The sequence below is a fragment of the Xanthomonas arboricola pv. juglandis genome, assembly GCF_001013475.1.
Classification (GTDB): domain Bacteria; phylum Pseudomonadota; class Gammaproteobacteria; order Xanthomonadales; family Xanthomonadaceae; genus Xanthomonas; species Xanthomonas arboricola.
Genome location: NZ_JZEF01000001.1, coordinates 803,969 through 820,142, shown reverse-complemented (window position 1 = coordinate 820,142; position 16,174 = coordinate 803,969). Strand labels below are relative to the sequence as shown.

General features: G+C 61.8%; 8 protein-coding genes and 1 tRNA gene. 5 read left to right on the top strand and 4 right to left on the bottom strand.

From position 1 onward, the window contains the following. Window positions 1-35 precede the first annotated feature (35 nt). Window positions 36-1,736 (bottom strand): ShlB/FhaC/HecB family hemolysin secretion/activation protein, encoded by a 1,701-nt coding sequence (locus XARJCFBP2528_RS03295; RefSeq protein WP_026064865.1) that lies wholly within the window; start codon window positions 1,734-1,736, stop codon window positions 36-38. A gap of 761 nt (window positions 1,737-2,497) precedes the next feature. Between XARJCFBP2528_RS03295 and XARJCFBP2528_RS03290 the strand changes: the two genes are divergently transcribed. Genes XARJCFBP2528_RS03290 through pgaD form a run of 4 tightly spaced genes read left to right on the top strand, consistent with a single transcriptional unit; the run spans window position 2,498 to window position 8,036 of the window. Then, on the top strand, window positions 2,498-4,456 hold the full coding sequence (locus XARJCFBP2528_RS03290) for a tetratricopeptide repeat protein (protein WP_047124467.1): 1,959 nt from the start codon (window positions 2,498-2,500) through the stop codon (window positions 4,454-4,456). Beyond that, window positions 4,438-6,336: a poly-beta-1,6-N-acetyl-D-glucosamine N-deacetylase PgaB gene (gene pgaB / locus XARJCFBP2528_RS03285; RefSeq protein WP_026064845.1), complete on the top strand. Its 1,899-nt coding sequence runs from the start codon at window positions 4,438-4,440 to the stop codon at window positions 6,334-6,336. The genes XARJCFBP2528_RS03290 and pgaB overlap by 19 nt, the downstream gene beginning before the upstream one ends. A 3-nt stretch (window positions 6,337-6,339) precedes the next feature. After that, window positions 6,340-7,593, top strand: a complete 1,254-nt coding sequence (pgaC, locus tag XARJCFBP2528_RS03280; protein WP_016904643.1) for a poly-beta-1,6-N-acetyl-D-glucosamine synthase — start codon at window positions 6,340-6,342, stop codon at window positions 7,591-7,593. Then, on the top strand, window positions 7,590-8,036 hold the full coding sequence (gene pgaD, locus XARJCFBP2528_RS03275) for a poly-beta-1,6-N-acetyl-D-glucosamine biosynthesis protein PgaD (RefSeq protein ID WP_016904642.1): 447 nt from the start codon (window positions 7,590-7,592) through the stop codon (window positions 8,034-8,036). Before pgaC ends, pgaD begins: the two co-directional genes overlap by 4 nt. A gap of 76 nt (window positions 8,037-8,112) precedes the next feature. On the opposite strand, the gene XARJCFBP2528_RS23180 is transcribed toward pgaD, so the two are convergent. Together XARJCFBP2528_RS23180 and XARJCFBP2528_RS03265 are read right to left on the bottom strand one after the other, a co-directional pair. Then, complete coding sequence (locus XARJCFBP2528_RS23180; protein ID WP_126750540.1) at window positions 8,113-8,337, bottom strand: hypothetical protein; 225 nt, start codon at window positions 8,335-8,337, stop codon at window positions 8,113-8,115. A gap of 614 nt (window positions 8,338-8,951) precedes the next feature. After that, a tRNA-Arg gene (locus tag XARJCFBP2528_RS03265) sits at window positions 8,952-9,028 on the bottom strand. 29 nt (window positions 9,029-9,057) lie between these two features. Between XARJCFBP2528_RS03265 and XARJCFBP2528_RS03260 the strand changes: the two genes are divergently transcribed. Then, window positions 9,058-10,467, top strand: coding sequence for a site-specific integrase (locus XARJCFBP2528_RS03260; RefSeq protein WP_047124309.1), 1,410 nt, complete (start codon window positions 9,058-9,060; stop codon window positions 10,465-10,467). Window positions 10,468-10,486: 19 nt separating this feature from the next. Here XARJCFBP2528_RS03260 and XARJCFBP2528_RS03255 read toward each other — a convergent pair whose 3' ends face one another. Continuing rightward, on the bottom strand, window positions 10,487-16,093 hold the full coding sequence (locus tag XARJCFBP2528_RS03255) for a DUF3320 domain-containing protein (protein WP_047124308.1): 5,607 nt from the start codon (window positions 16,091-16,093) through the stop codon (window positions 10,487-10,489). Window positions 16,094-16,174: the final 81 nt, after the last annotated feature.

The following is a 16,174-nucleotide window of genomic DNA, read 5'->3' as shown; positions in this document are numbered from 1 at the left end:
CAACAGCGCGCTGCCGGCTGGCGGCGCGATCCATGTCAGAACTGGTAGATCACACGCGCGCCATACGCCGGCTGCGCACTTCCAAATCCGTCCGGGCGATGGATCGCCCAGCCTGCAAACGCATCGATGCTGGCACCGAACCAGCCGCCGCGCAGACCCACTGCGCCGCCCACCAGGCTGCGGCCGCGCAGGCCGCTGGCACTGGTGCCATCGATGCGACCGGCATCCAGGCCCAGGTACGGTGTCAGCCCGATCTGCTGGATCGGAAAACTCAAGGTGTTGCGCCAATACGCGCCTTTTTCCGCGCCCAAGGTCGCTTCGCCATCGAAGCCGCGCACGCTGTAGCGGCCCCCGATGGTGACGAATTCCGAGCCAAGCAACAGCTCGCCTGCGGTTTGCGCACGCAGGCTGCTTTCCCAGGCCATCGGCACCGGGCCCAGCTTGAACGGCGTGGCGGTGCTCACGTCCAGCGTGGTCACGCCATAACGGAATGTCGGGAACCCGATCTGCGGGTCGTAACCGGTCCACTGGCTGTTGAACCACGGCGTGCCACGCCGATGGGCGATGCGCACGTCCAACTGCATCGCCCCCAGATAGCGGCGATGAGTGAAGTAGAACTCCGCGCTGCTGGTATCACGACGCTGGATGCCGATCTCCACGCCATCCAGATAACTGCGCGCACGCCGCCGGCCAACCGTGACACCGGCCGAGGTCTTGCTGGTGCCGTTGCGATGCAAGACGCGCTGGATATCCAGCTGCGCGTTGCTGGATTCGCCGCTGGACTGGAAGGTCTGCAAGAATCCGTCCACGCGCTGGTGATAGCGGTACGACGAGGCCGACAACGCAAACGTCCACCAGCCCCACGGCAGGTTGTAACTAAGGCTGTTGCCGCGCGTGCCGCGCTCTTCGTCGCGCGTGGCCAGGTCATGGCTGTAGCCGACGCTGAGCAGATCGTTGAGGCCCAACGGGTTGTCCAGCGAAAAATCCAGCCCGCTCTGCACGCGCCCGGTAGCCTCCACGCCAGAGTCGTCGGCATTGGCCACGCCACGCCAACGCCGACCATGCTGCAAGGTGATAACCAGATCCGATTCGCCCGGTGCCTCGCCCGGCGCGATGTCGATCTTGGCGTCCTGCGATGGCAGTCGCTTGAACTGCTCTACTGCCTGCTCGATCGCACGCAGGTCCAGCAGGTCGCCGTGCCGTAGCGGCAGCGCGCTCTTCCAGTGTTCGCCGCCGGTGTCGGAGACTACGCGCACCGCGCGCACGCGGCCGGGCATCAGTTCGAAACGCAGTTCGCCGCGCGAAAGATCCTGTTCGGGCACGCCGATGCGGGTGGTGACCAGGCCACGCGCGACCAGCTGATCCAGGGCGCGACGGCGGATGATGTCGATAGCCGCGCGACCGATGCAGCGGCCCTCATAACGACGCAGCGACATCCACAACCACGCAAAGCGTGCACCATCGTTCCCTGCACCGGACAGGCGCACGCGGGCGATCGGGAAACACAGTTCCTCCTTGGGCAGCACGGTGCTGCGGGCGTCCACGCGCTCGGCATCCTCGCGCGGGCCGGCGAAGGGTGCCTGTCGCTCCTGTTCCTGACGCCGCTGAATCTCCTCGGCCTGGCGCAATTGCTCCTGCCGATCCAGCGTTGTCGGTGCCGTCTGTTGTGCAGCCGCCAGCCCGGCGACAGCCCATAGGCAAGCCGCCAGCGCCGTTGGCGCCGAACGCATCCACATCTGTCCTGCCCCCTGTGCGGCGGGCCGCGCCTTGGCGCGCCGTCGCTCACACCGCTGTGCCTGGCCACCAAGACGGCGACGCAATCCTTGGGCACAACGAATGCGGCGCAACTGTGATGGAACGTGAAGAACCGGTCAACGCGCCATGTAGGGGCCACCCTGTAAGAAAAACCCGACCCATTTCAATTATGTGATGAATATCACTTAAAAAGTGGGCAAAAAATCTGGTCCCCGGACTCGCTGCAGTATTCCGTCTCCGTCTCTTCCCGCGAACGTCCGTCAACGTGTCGCTAACATAGGTCATTGGAGCAATGACTTTGAATGCATATCTGACTGCCACTTCCACTTGCCACGCATCTGCCGTCGCTCGTACGTGTTGGGTGGTGTCCGCCTGCCCAGACCTCAGCGGCCAGCAGCCCAATTGAAAGCCGATCCGCTGGCTTCATCAGATTCCCAGGAATAATTTATGTGACATCAATCACATTTACAGCGGGCTGATCCGATGAAGGTCGCGTTAAATTTGTGATGACGTGAGCTTTACGTGGGCATACGCAGTATCGCCTGTCGTCATACGCCTGGATCGCCAATGCACCGCCTCCTCCCCCAATTGCCGCAATCACGTGCGTCGCGGCTGTCCTGACCGCAGGGGCGCGGTCACTCCTCTGCTCAGCCTCGCATTGATTGCTGCATGTGTGCCCCAGGCGCATGGCGGCGAAGTGCGGCCGAGCAAGGTGACTGACGCCTCCATCGCCCGCACGCCCATGCAGCAGGCTGAGCAATTGCGCGGTCAGCAACGCTATGCAGATGCCTTGGCCATTTACGAACGCGTACTGCGTGCGAACCCACGTGATCGCGGCGCCTATGCCATGCGTGCGGTCACGCTGAGCGATCTCGGCAGCGCACAGCTTGCGGCAGAGGCCGTATGGCGGCACCCGGACTGGTTCTCGCAGCAGGAGCGCGAGCGCATCGAGAACGATCGCGTCGCCCGCATGATCGGGTGGGCCAGCGCCGAGCCCATCGATGCGGCGCACCGCTATGCGGAGACCGATCAGGCCCTGGTCAATGTCGCCCGCATCGAACGCGACTCACCGCCGACGCTGACATGGGAAGCCACGCGGCTGCGCGTGGACAGCCTGGTCGCACTCAACCAGCGTCAGCGCCATCGCGATGTCGTGGCCAACTATCAGGCGTTGAAGGCGGAAGGTATCGAGGTTCCCGCCTATGTGCTGCCGACGGTCGGCGATTCGCTGATGGGCCTGCGTCGCCCGGCCGAGGCCGAAGCCGTGCTCCGGCAGGCCCTGCAGCACAATCCCGACGACTTCAATACGCAGCTGTTGCTGGGCTATGCCTTGCTCGAGCAGGAACGCTTCGACCTGGCGATGCCGCTGTTCGAAAAACTCGCGGCCACGCAGGCGCCGTGGCCGCGCCGCAACGGCGCCAGCAGCGGCTACGAAAACTGGGATCGCTTCAGCGCAGACATCGCCCTGGCCACCGCACGCTCGGCGGCTAACCACAATCGCGACGCAGACGCCCTGTTGCGCGAACGTGTGGCCATCGGCCCCGACAATGCAGAGCTGCAGGCGGCACTGGCCTCGATCGAATTCCGTCGCGGGCACCCCAGCGCAGCGCTGCAACGCAATGCACTGGCATTGACGCTGGATCCGCATCAGAAACAGGCGCGCAGTGGCGTGGTCGAAGCGCAGCGCGATCTGGATCGCCTGGATCTGGCCGAGGCGACCTTTGCGCCGCTGCACAAGGAATATCCGGATGATGCCGGCCTGCAGCGGCTTGGTGCCTCGCTGGAACGTCAACGCGGCTGGCAGGTACATCTCAGCCATGCGCGCGGCCGCAGCGACAGCGACACCCTGACCAACAGCACCTCGCCGCTCGGCAACGACTTCGGCAGCACGCTGCTGGAAGCCGAATCGCCACTGCTCGGCGAGCGCTGGCGCGTGGGATTGCGTGCACGCGACGACTGGGCCGATTTCCAGGACACGCGCGTGCGTTACCGCAGCTTCTGGCTGGGCACCCACTACCGCTACGACCGCCTGGATGTCAGTGCGTACGGCGGACGGGCGCTCGACGACTTCGATCGCGATGGCACCGCCTGGGCACTGGATGCCGGCTGGCGGTTTTCCGATGCCTGGTACGGCAGCGTCGCCTGGCGCACGCGCGATCCGGAAGCCTCATTGCAGGCACGCCGCTTCGGCATCACCGGCGACAGTATCGGTGCCGCCCTGCGCTGGACACCCAACGACGAAAGCCGTTGGGAACTGCAGGCACGTCAATTGCGTTACAGCGACGGCAATCGGCGCGATCAACTCGATCTTTCGGGCAGCCAACGCCTGTGGGCCAGCCCGCATGTGCTGCTGGATGGCCTGCTCGCCGCTTCGGCCGGACGCGCCGAAGACGAGCGCGCCGTCAATTACTTCAATCCGCGCCGCAGCTCTGCGGTGGCGGCCGGCGTGCGCATCGATCAGATCGGCTGGCGTCGCTACGACTACGCGTTCCGGCAGCGGCTGGAGGTCACGGTCGGGCCGACCTATCAGTCCGGCTTCGGCAGTCAGTGGGTGCCCGGCGCGGCCTACCGGCACCTGTGGTCACTGGGCGACGGCAGTGCGCTCAGCTACGGCGTGAGCTGGTCGCGCCCGGTCTACGACGGCCAGCGCGAACAACAACTTGGATTCGACCTGGATTTCCGATGGGGAGGTACGCCTTGATCCGCCTGCCGCTGCTGCTGGTCGCCTTGCTGCTGATGACGTTCGCGTCGTCGGCGCAGGCGGGCCTGCTGGTGCTCAGCTACCACGATGTTCGCGACGATGTCGCCGCCAAGGGCGATCCCGATCGTTATGCGGTGTCCACCAACAACTTCGCCGCGCATCTGGACTGGCTGCGCTCGCACGCTTATCACCCGGTGAGCGTGCAGCAGGTGCTGGATGCACGTGCCGGCAAGCATGCCCTGCCCTCCAGGCCGGTGTTGCTGACCTTCGACGACGGCTTGCGCAGCGTCTACACGCGCGTGTTCCCGTTATTGCAGGCCTACGGCTATCCCGCGCTGGTTGCGCCGGTGACTAGTTGGGTCGAATTGCCGGCCGGCCAGGTGGTGCCCTATGGCCATCGCGATTTCACCCACGATGATTTCGTCACCTGGGCACAACTGCGCGAGATGCAGGACAGCGGCCTGATCGAAGTCGGCTCGCACAGCGACGATCTGCACAAAGGTATCCCCGGCAATCCATTTGGCAATCAGACCCCGGCAGCGGTCACCCGTCGTTGGGAGGTGGGCAATGGTTACGAGAGCGAAGCGGATTATCGCCAGCGCATCCAGACCGATCTGCGCCATAGCCGCGACGCCATCGTGGCGCATCTGGGCAAACCGCCGCGCGCCATGGTGTGGCCGTATGCCGCCTACAACCGCGCCAGCAACGCCATTGCCGCGCAACTGGGCATGACGCTCAGCTTCGACCTGGAAGGCCGTTCGCACGAAGCCGATATCGGCCAGCAGGGCCGCAACCGCGTGGACGGGCAATCGCTGGCCAGCCTCGGCCGCCTGTTGCTGTTCAACAATCCCGATGTGCGCGACCTGGCCGGCGAACTGCGACGCGATCTGTCGCGCGACGGCCTGCGTGCGATCCAGATCGATCTGGATTACGTCTACGACCCGGACCCGGCGCAGCTGGCACGCAACCTCGACATCCTGGTCCAGCGCATCAAGGACATCGGCCCCAGCCATGTGTTCCTGCAGGCCTTCGCCGACCCGGATGGCGATGGCGCAGCCGATGCGCTGTACTTCCCTAACCGGCATCTGCCGATGCGTGCGGATCTGTTCGGGCGTGTGGCCTGGCAGCTGCGCACCCGTGCCGGCGTGCGCGTGTTTGCTTGGTTGCCGGTGCTGGGCTTCCATCTGCCCGATGCACAGCAACAGGCGGCGCTGCAGATTCGCGGCAAGGACCCGAAGGATGTGCCGCGCCTGGACCCGGGCAATCCGCGCACGCATCAGCTGGTCGCCGACATCTACGAAGACCTGGCCGCCAACACCTACTTCGAAGGCCTGTTGTTTCACGACGATGCCTATCTGCGCGACGACGAGGTGCCTGCCTACGGCAATGGCGATCCTGCCACGCGCACGCAGCAGCTGATCGGCTTCACCCAGGAGCTGAAAGCAGCCGCCGAACGCTGGCGCCCCAAGCTGGTGACCGTGCGCAACCTGTTTGCGCAGCCAGTGCTGCAGCCGCATAGCGAAGCCTGGTTCGCGCAGCGCCTGGACGCGTTTGCTTCGGCCTACGACTACACCGCGCTGATGGCGATGCCGTACATGGAGCAAGCCGACGACCCGCAGCGGTGGCTGCAGCAGCTGGCGCAGCGTGTCGGCCAGAAGCCGCATGGTTTCGAGAACGCCATTTTCGAACTACAGACCGTGGATTGGCGCACCGGCAAGCCCTTGCCGGAGGGCGTGCTGCTCGAACACAGCAAGTTGCTTCTGGCTGCGGGCGTGCGCCACCTGGCGTACTACCCCGACGATTTCATCGGCGGCCACCCGTCTCTTCCCGAAGCGCGCGAGGCCATGTCGGCTCGGCAATTCCCATATATCGAGCGGTAGCCGATGACGACCAGCCTCCTGTTGGGCGCCCTGTTCAACTTCGCGTTTTTCTATCCCATCATCATGGCGTTCTTCTGGATGATCGGAGGCACGTACTACTACCTGCGACGCGAACGCGGCACGCCAGGTCCCTCCTCGCCGCCACCGTTGGCCAGCGAGCCGTTCGTGTCGTTGCTGGTGCCCTGCTACAACGAGGCCAAGCATGTCGGCGAAACCATCGCCGCGATGAGTGCGCAGAACTACCCGGACTTCGAGATCATCGCCATCAACGATGGCAGCAGCGACGACACCGCCCAAGCGCTCGACGACCTCACCCACCAGCATCCGCGCCTGCGCGTGGTGCACCTGGAGCAGAATCACGGCAAGGCCAACGCGCTGCGTGTCGGCACGCTGGCGTCGCGCTCGGACTATCTGGTGTGCGTGGATGCCGACGCCATCCTGGACCCGAATGCCACCCGCTGGATGGTCGGCCACCTGATCTCCGGCCCGCGCGTCGGCGGTGTCACCGGCAACCCCCGGGTGCGTAACCGCACCACGCTGATGGGCCGCATGCAGGTGGGCGAATTCTCCGCCATCGTCGGTTTGATCAAGCGTGCGCAGCGTGTCTACGGGCGGCTGTTCACCGTGTCGGGCGTGATCTGCGCGTTCCGGCGGTCGGCGCTGCATCACGTCGGCTTCTGGTCCGACAACATGGTCACCGAAGACATCGACATTTCCTGGCGCCTGCAGCTCGACGACTGGGATATCCGCTACGAACCCAACGCACTGTGCTGGATCCTGATGCCGGAGACCTTCCGCGGCCTGTGGATGCAGCGCCTGCGCTGGGCGCGCGGCGGTGTGGAAGTGTTGCTGAGCCATGGCCGCCGCGTGCTGTCCTGGCGCAGCCGACGCATGTGGGGCGTGCTGCTGGAATACGCGCTCAGCCTGGCCTGGGCCTACACGATGCTCTTCATCATCGTGCTGTGGCTGCTCGGCAAAGTCATCACGCTGCCGCCTGCGCTGTACGTCGACACCATCCTGCCGCGCTGGCATGGCCTGGTGCTGGCGGTGGTGTGCCTGATGCAGTTCGCCACCAGCCTGGTGATCGAACGCCGCTACGAAAAAGGCCTGGCGCGCCAGTTCTTCTGGGTGATCTGGTATCCGGTCGCCTTCTGGATGATCGGCATGCTCACTGCCGTCATCGCCTTCCCCCGTGCCCTGCTCGCGCGCCGCAGCAAACGCGCCCGCTGGAAAAGCCCCGACCGAGGAATCCAATGACACCGCCCATCATCAACCTGCCGCAACGCCTCGGCCGCTCGCGCCGGCTCGCCTACGGCGCCGCCACCGCCGGCGCCTGGATGGTTTACTTCTATCTGTGGGCACCACTGGCAACGCTCATCGCCTGGTTCTTCGGCCTGCGCAGCGCCTATATGGAGCTGTACCTCAAGCACAACGCGCTGGACCCGTTCGCACTGGGCGCCCTGCCGGTGATCGCGCTGATGAGCGCCATCACCACCGTCGGCTGGGCCGAGTACAACCGCATCCGCTTCGCCAAGGCCGACCAGCGCAAACGCCGCCGCACCGTGCTCGAACCGGAAGTCGATCAACGCCTGGGTGTCCCCGAACAGCTCGGCAGCCTGCTGCGCCACAGCCGCATCTCCTCGGTGGCGATGGATAAGTTTGCAAGGCCGGTGGGGGTGCGGGTTGTGCGGCATGGGTGAGAAAGGTGGCGTTTGCGCAACGACAAACGAACTAGGGCCTGTTTTGCGCGGGCAGGTCTTGGCCCCTAAGCGCTAGTCAGGAAGGTATCGGAACGCCCTCACCGGTGACGCCCCGGATCTTGGTAATAACACGCTCAGCGTGTTCTCTCGCCTCACGTTCATTGCGAAATTTGAAGCCACGCAGCCAAAGCATATGACGTGCCCGGCCTTCGAGGCGCCTGCTCAAAATTCCGGCCACGGGCTTCCCCTTTTCATCCGTCTCCACATGGGCGGAAACTGTCCATCCATCAATTTCGCGCATGGGCATATCCATCTTTCCTTAGACGCAGCGGAGCCTGCTTGCCCGCACCGCAGCAAGTCAAGTAACGAGCGGTGCGCTAACTCGCTCGTTAGCCTCTGCGAGGCGCAAGTGCCTACCTCCGCTGGCACCAGAGCGGCGTACCTCACCGCATCTGCCTCGGCCGCCTCGGCGCTCATGAGGCTGAAGAAATACCAGCAGCGAAAGAAGCTGAGCTGACGCATGGCGTACGCATCCTTGCGCGCCTGCCACTGGTGAGCGTCTACCTTGAGTGGTACGTGGATTGGTACGCGGCCAATCCCCCCGCTACAGCAGGCAAGGCGCGAGGGGAATTGAAGCGCTTCATCGCCAACTTCGGCCACGCGAGCACGCTTGTGGCAACTGTGGCAGTCGGCTGTGGATATGTCTCTAAATCTGGCAAGACCCGAAAAGAAAATCGGCGCTAATTCGTTGATTCATGGTGACCCCGGCCCGATTCGAACGGGCGACCTTCCCCTTAGGAGGGACAACGTCGCTAGACTAAGACCCAAGCGGGACAAGGCTTTGCGTGGAAGTCTAGCCTGACTGTGGCAAGTCTGTGGTAACGACAGGCCTAGTCATGCCGATTGTCAAAAAAGTGGTGACCCCGGCTGGGTTCGAACCAGCAACCTCGTCCTTAGGAGGGACGCGCGCTATCCAATTGTGCCACGGGGCCATCTGTCTAAGGATACAGGGAGACGCTAAGTGAGCAAAGCCAAAACAGCCGCCAAGCCTGGGCGCACCAAGACCTTCAGCGGCACGCTCCCACGCGGCATCAAGGCCTCCCAGGCCGTTAGCTCGGTGGCGGGCGTGACGCTCAGGACGGATGGGCAACTCAGGTGGGAGGCGCGCATCCGAAGGTCCCTCAACGGGCAAGCCTTGAAGTTCCCGCTGGTGCGCTACCCCATCGACCCGAAGGCGTCCCCGAATACCGAGCATCACATTGATGCTGCTCGGCTCATGGCCGAGGCCTATGTCCGCCGAGAACACGCCTCCTTGGAGCTTCGGCAAACGCCCTACGCGCACACGGCAGAGGCCTGGACCTTTGGGGATCTTTTGCGCCGGTTTGTCCAAGAGATCGATGATGGGCTCATCAAGCACGCGTCGGTCAGGACCGACCAATCCAATGCCTATCTCTTCTTGGGAGGTGGCAAAGGCCTTGGGTTGAGCCAGACCGGCCTGCCCCACCTCACCCGCAAGCTGGCCAAGGATTTGACTCAGGATGACTTCTTGGGGCGCCATGCCGGCTCGTTCGTGAACGCCTACATCAAGGTCAAGCGAGACGGCACCACGCTCCCTATGGCCCAGGGCAGCAAAAAGCGAGCCCTGACCACGATCCGAAACCTCTTCCGGATTGCCCACGAAAACTGGCAGATTGATCTGCGCTCGCCGATCAAGAGCTTGAAATCGCTCAATTCGGATGACGCGCGCGACCGGACGCTCACCGAGGAGGAATGGAACGCCATCGTTGCGCAGCTTGATGCTGGGCGGACCGACCCGGCAACGGCCGATGTCATCCGTTTTGCTCGCATGACGGCAGCCCGCCGCTCGGAGTGCGTCAAGCTCGATTGGGCGGACATCAACTTCAAGAAGAAGACCGCGCGACTTCGCGAGACCAAGGCCAAGAATGGCAAATACAACGAGCGCGTGATCCCGTTGACGTCAGAGCCGATGGCCTTGATCGCAGCCCGCTTTGAAGCCAGCGAAACGAAGAAAGGACCCGTCTTTGTGACCTCGCGCGGCAAGCGCATTCGGGCAGACACCGTCACTCAGGCCTGGGATCGCGTCCGTGGGCAGATAGCCGAGAAGCTCGGTGACCCAGAGATCCTGACTGCGCGCATGCACGATCTGCGCCATACGCGCATCACAGAGATGGGACATCACCTCAACCCAGCGGAAGCGGCCAGGATCTCGGGGCATAAGGACTTAAAGACCTTCATGCGCTACTTCAACCCGGATCCTGTCGCGTTGGGCAAGAAGCTCGAACAGCTCGAACGCCAAGGTGGTGCAGGTGCCAACGTAGACGCAGTGGTCACCCAGCTTTTGGAACTAAGCCCCAAGGATATGGCTTCAGCGGTTGCGCTTGCCTTCCAAGCGCGGGCAAAAGCGCAGTGAAAAAAATAGACCATGAGCGCTAGGCCAAGACCACCAACTCGCCTTTGTCAGCCAACCTGCCCGCAAGCCGCAGTGCCTCGATCTGATCCAAAATCAACTGTCTAAGTTGTGTGCTGGTGCTCCGGTAACCGAGCTGACGCGATACGATCAACACCAACTCGTCTCGCTTTGCCCCCAGGTTGTCGGCGACGACTTTGGTGACCGCCACCTTGATCTCTGCGGGTGGCAAAAGCTCTGGCCGGCGCAGGGTCGAGGACTCGACCAATGAACGATCACGCACGTGGACCTCTTTCCCGGGAATGGCCAAGAAGTCCTTATCGACGACCTGCACACCACCCATCGACACCACTGACCCAATCGCCTCTTCAACCGCCTGTTGGATACGCGAGCCAGCACGCTGCAAGCCCCAAAGCGTCCGAGCGCGCATAACGACCTCGCTGCGATGAATGGGGCTTTCCACTTCAACGATCTGCCGCACGATGGTGGCGAGTTGCCCTGTTGGAACCAAATGCAATTCGAACTGGTTGCTTGGCACGGCGAAGGACGCCTCAATGTAAGGTTCAGTGTCCGGCGGACTTTGCGCCTCAATGAGGCCCATCTCAGTGACCTCACCGCGATCGACGGTGAGAATCTCCACCGGCACCGCACGGTGCGAAGAATTGGGACTGGGCTCTAAGGTGCCTGACTCCGACTTCGCTCTTTCAATGGCTACAACAAGTTTTTCAAGCTCTGCCTCAGGACGGTGGAACCAGTCCGAACTCCAAATCCGGTAAACCTGCCAGCCCTTGTCGCGCAGCACGCTTTCACGCAAGCGATCGCGATCGCGCGCGCTTCTGGCATCTCGATATGACTGCCCGTCGCACTCAATGCCTAAAATGTAGCGCCCAGGCTCCTCTGGATTAGACACCGCAATGTCGACGAAGAAGCCAGCAAGGCCCACATCGGTGTGCAGATCGTAGCCTCGCGCGCGAAGTGCTTGGGCCACCTCTTGTTCGAATACGCTGTGCTTAGCGTCTCGCGCCTGGGTGGCGAGGGTAAGGCGGCCCGTCCTTGCGTAGTTCAAGAAGAGCTTTAAAGCAAAGGTGCCCTTACCCTTGGCACGATCGGTGTCGATGTCTTCATCAGTGATCGAGGTAAAGACCTCGCAACGCGATTTGGCACGGCTGATGAGCACATTCAAGCGCCGCTCGCCGCCGTCATTACTCACAGGACCGAAATTCATCGTCATGTGGCGCTGCGCATCACGCCCATAGCCCACAGAGATATAGATGACATCGCGCTCGTCGCCCTGGATGTTTTCGAGGCTCTTGACGAAGAAGGGCTCAGCCGGGTGATCGGCAAAGAACCCTTCTGTTTCCGGGTGCTGTCGGCGCAAGAGTTCCAACTCGTCGAGAATGGCGCGGCGCTGCGCTGTCGAGAAGGTCGCTACACCCAGCGTGAATTGAGGGGTGTTTTGCGCATGCGCCAGCACTGCAAGTGCAACTGCCTTGGCTTCTTTGGGGTTGGTGCGCGTGTTGCCCCGGTCGTAGATGGCTTCTGGCAAATGATGCAGCCGCAAGCCCACACCTGCTTCACTGGTGTAGGGACTGGGGACGATGAAGAGCTTGCCTTCGTAGAACTGTTGATTGGAAACGGCAATGAGCGACTGATGGCGGCTCCGGTAGTGCCAACGGAGCATGCGCTCAGGTAATCCTCTTGCGCGGCAAAGCCCCAGGATGCTTTCTACATCTGACGCCTGTGCCCCACCCTCATCGTCATCCCGGTCACCGCCATCGCCGAGTGCTTTGGAGAAAAAGCGTGTGGGCGGGAGCTGTCGCTCGTCACCCACGATCACCAACTGCTTGACGCGCGCGATCGCACCAAGCGCATCGATCGGCTGCACCTGACTTGCTTCGTCGATGACCAGTATGTCGAAGTCCAGCGCGCCTGCCGGCAAAAATTGCGCGACAGACAATGGACTCATCATGAAGACGGGTTTGAGCGCCTGGATCGCAGGGGCACACCGTTGCATCAATTGACGAATCGGCAGATGACCCTTTTTCCTGGCCATCTCGCCGATAAGAATAGCTGTTGGGCCGGTTGCACCGCCTTGGCGCGGGATCTTGCTGTGATGCGCCTTGACCACTTCATACCGAGCCAGCTGCATACGCTCCTGGTCAAGGCTTGCAAAGCTTGATACCACCTGAGACTGCCGCTGCCCGTCAAAGCTCGCCAACGCACGATCGCGCTGCACCAGCGCTTGAAGCAAAGCTTCGTAGTAAGACAGATCGAACACGCCCAAGGCATCGGCTCTCGCCAGCTTGCCACTGGCAAGACCATCGACTATTGCACCTAAGCCCTTACGCTCGGCCTCCTTGGCAATGGCAAGGTAAGACACCCAACTCCGAAGTCCTTCCGGGTCGGCTTGCCAGCTTGCCAGCTGGAGTTTGAGTGTTGCCAAAGGTGCATGGCTGGGATCACGCGTGATCTCTGCGTTGCCCTCAAACTGCAAGCCAACCAGAAGATCCATCACTTCGCCGGCCAATAGTCCTGCCGAAGAAGAACATCCCTCAGCCCGATCAAGCAATGACTCGGGATCAACAATGCGCACGGCCAACAAGCGAAGCTCTGGATTGTGTTCAATCCAAGACGCGACTTGGCGAAGCTCATGCGCCTTGCTATCTAGTGCTCCCCAGAACGGACCAAAGGCTGAGGTCCCATCAGCGGCCAGAGCGTCGTAAGTGGTAATGGCATTTTGCGCCAGCTGGATTTGTTCAATGACCGCAAGCGCCTGCTCGATCGTGAGTTCCTGCGCATTAGCCAATAGGGCTGATTGCTGGGACGCGGCTTGCCAAAGGGCGGACTTCTCATCCAGTTCCGATAGAGCAACGCGCTTGAGGACGGTCTCCTCGCCCCATGGGTTGCGCTCAGCAGACAACAACGCTTCATGGACAGGCGCCAAATCGCGAACGAGTTCTTCTAAAACTGGCTTTACGCGTTTGGCGATTTCGGTTGCCAATACGCGATCGCTGATGTCGGCCAAACGCTCACGAACTCCGCTCCCCAAGGGTCGGAGCGTTCGCATCCAGGCCACGACGCCTCTGAGGAAGGATGGGTTGGAGCGCTCGCGCTGCCAGTTTGAGCCAGACGCTTCTTGTCCTTGGGCGTCGTGCTCAACAATCTTCTTCTGAGCGCTCTTGGCATCCAGGAGAACATCGAGCGATCCAAGCATGTCCAACGCCGGAAGCTTAGGGTTAGAAAGGAGTGTGCGGATGGTCTGATTGGCGCGACGCCAATCTCCACTTAGGAAGCGGAGCAAGCTCGTGCCGCGCATCGCCAACTGCCCACGCGCCGCTTCAAGCTCCGCGCTGTCTTTGCTCCATGCAGCGTCGCGGAATACAGAGGCCAGGTGGCTCTTCGCCTGCTGGACCGTTTCAACAGCCACAACGACCTCTTCGATTGCATCGACGCCCCGTTCCCAGATTTGGGCGACCAACGCATCGCGGTCAAGTTCCGGAATGGTCGTGGCGCGCTCCGCGATGGCAACCAGCCTAAGCGCCAGATCGAGCGTAAGTGGTGCCTTCTCGGCTAGAAGCTGCGTCAATCGTGTCAGATCAGGCCCGAGCCGAACCAAGGCACTGTGTGCCCCACCCAACGTTGCCAGCTCTTTCCCCAAAACGAAGCTGTTTGGCAGAACACGCAAAGTGGCCTTGGTAGCATCCCAGTCTCGCGCGAGCGCCTCCATCTGGATCTTGGCCTCGACCGCAGCTCTGGCCTTCTGAGCGTTTTCAAGCGTATCGATGACTGTCGAAGCGCGACCAGGTGCATCCCAGACCTTGCTTTGAAGCGCATCGGAGCCAAGTTTTGGCGCTTCAAGCAGAGCCTTAACGCGCTGAACGGCAAGGCCGGCGTCATCAAATCGGAGTGGAGGTGAAAGATCCAGTGCGCTGTGAAGCTCAGTGGTCGACACCTCCCAATCGTTCAATCGCTCGGTCAATCCAGCGACCAAGATGAGCAACCGATCGCGCTCACTCGGCAAGAGGCCATCGTTCTGAACGCCGCTCCAAGCGTGCTCATCTGGAACGCCAATTTCTTCAATTCGCTCGATCAGTTCGCGCAGGAGCGATTCCCTCTCCTCTTTTTGATGGGACGCCCAGGAGGTCGGCGCTTCAAGGGGCAGGCTTTGTGTCGTGTAGCCCAAGCGACGTAGGCGCACCATGTGTCCGAAGACTTGGTATGGCGTCAGTCCAGAGGGCTGGTGAGCTTCGTGGAGCCGCGCAACATGGGCGTTGAGTGTGTCGCGCTTTTCCGTTAGTTGCTCGATGATTGGCGAAGTGCTGGTTCGTTTGGGCTCGCCTAAGTGCAGCGTTTGCCGAAGCTCCTCCAGTAGAGAACGCTTGTTGGCTTTGTTGCTGTGGAGTTCCAAACAGGCCACGCCCACACCGACATGATCCAGTCGGCGCTTCACGACTTCGAGCGCGGCCATCTTCTCGGCCACAAACAACACCCGCTTTCCTTCGGCTACTGCTGCCGAGATGATGTTGGCAATGGTTTGGGACTTCCCCGTTCCAGGCGGACCTTGGACCAAGATGTTGTTGCCTTGAAGCACATCGTGCACAACCAGAGCTTGCGATGAGTCGCAATCAACGACATGGCGCATCCTCTCTGGCGGGATGATAAGGTCGAGTTCGCTATTTTCGTCGGTTAGGCTTGCACCTGGGAAACCGTCTTGAACCACCCCGCGTAGCATCGGGATGGCGTCGAGTCCGCCCAGCGCCTCCCAGCTTTGTGGGTCAAGATCCCGATACATCATGAACTTAGCGAACGAGAACAAGCCTAGGATGGCGTCATCACGAAGCACGCCCCAGGTCTCCTTACCTTCCAGCATGGCTTCCACAGAGGCCAGGTAGGCATCGACATCGAGCGTTTCGAACTCATCAATGCTCGGCAAGCGAAGCCCAAACTCGCGCTGCAAGAACAACTGCAACGACAAGTTCGCTTGAATATCGTCGCCGGTCCATTTGAGGTGAAACTTCTCGCCTGCCGTGCTTCGCTCCAACTGAACCGGGATGAGCACCAAGGGCGCGAAGCGGTCAGTCTGAGGAGTGGAAGTAGCACGCCAACGCAAGTAGCCGACGGCCAAGTAAAGAACATTGACGCCCTGCTCTTCTTGGAGCGTCCGCGCGTCCATGTAGAGATCCAATAAGCGCTTCTGCAGACCTGTCGGCGTTAGGCGTGTTGTGAGATGCGCATCCCAATGCGCTTTGACACGCCCGTTCTCATCCAGCTCAAAATCGGGTTGCGCGATCAGCTCTGGGTCTTCGGGTGCCTCGTCAAGTAGGACCTCATCACTGTCATCGTCATCGCCAGGGCTACCAGTAGTGTTCGCTTGCTTCGGATCCTCCTTGCCAGGAACAAACGTGAAACGCTTTCCTTCGATCACCAAGGTCTGATACATCGCCTTGGCAAGCTCGTAGACCACCTCGACGGTTTTGGCGCGACCACCTCTGGGTGTATGAAGCAACCGATTGCGTGTAGACAGATCTAAGAGCTCCAAACGAGCCTTCTCAACCTTGTCCTTCAACCCGCCAGCTCCCCGGAGCGAAGAAGTCTCCTCGCCAGCCTGCGCCACCGCCGTCTGATCCATCGACACCCCTGAGAGGAAGCGCGACGCGCGGGATGCAGCACCACGCCTTCCTCAAATGCTTTTGCCTATAATGCGCTCAAT

Bases quoted from the DNA above. Each gene is read 5' to 3' on its own strand.
- pgaC (WP_016904643.1), top strand. From the start codon at position 6,340: ATGACGACCAGCCTCCTGTTGGGCGCCCTGTTCAACTTCGCGTTTTTC.
- XARJCFBP2528_RS23180 (WP_126750540.1), bottom strand. From the start codon at position 8,337: ATGCGCGAAATTGATGGATGGACAGTTTCCGCCCATGTGGAGACGGAT.
- pgaD (WP_016904642.1), top strand. From the start codon at position 7,590: ATGACACCGCCCATCATCAACCTGCCGCAACGCCTCGGCCGCTCGCGC.
- XARJCFBP2528_RS03295 (WP_026064865.1), bottom strand. From the start codon at position 1,736: ATGTGGATGCGTTCGGCGCCAACGGCGCTGGCGGCTTGCCTATGGGCT.
- XARJCFBP2528_RS03255 (WP_047124308.1), bottom strand. From the start codon at position 16,093: ATGGATCAGACGGCGGTGGCGCAGGCTGGCGAGGAGACTTCTTCGCTC.
- pgaB (WP_026064845.1), top strand. From the start codon at position 4,438: ATGGGGAGGTACGCCTTGATCCGCCTGCCGCTGCTGCTGGTCGCCTTG.
- XARJCFBP2528_RS03290 (WP_047124467.1), top strand. From the start codon at position 2,498: ATGCAGCAGGCTGAGCAATTGCGCGGTCAGCAACGCTATGCAGATGCC.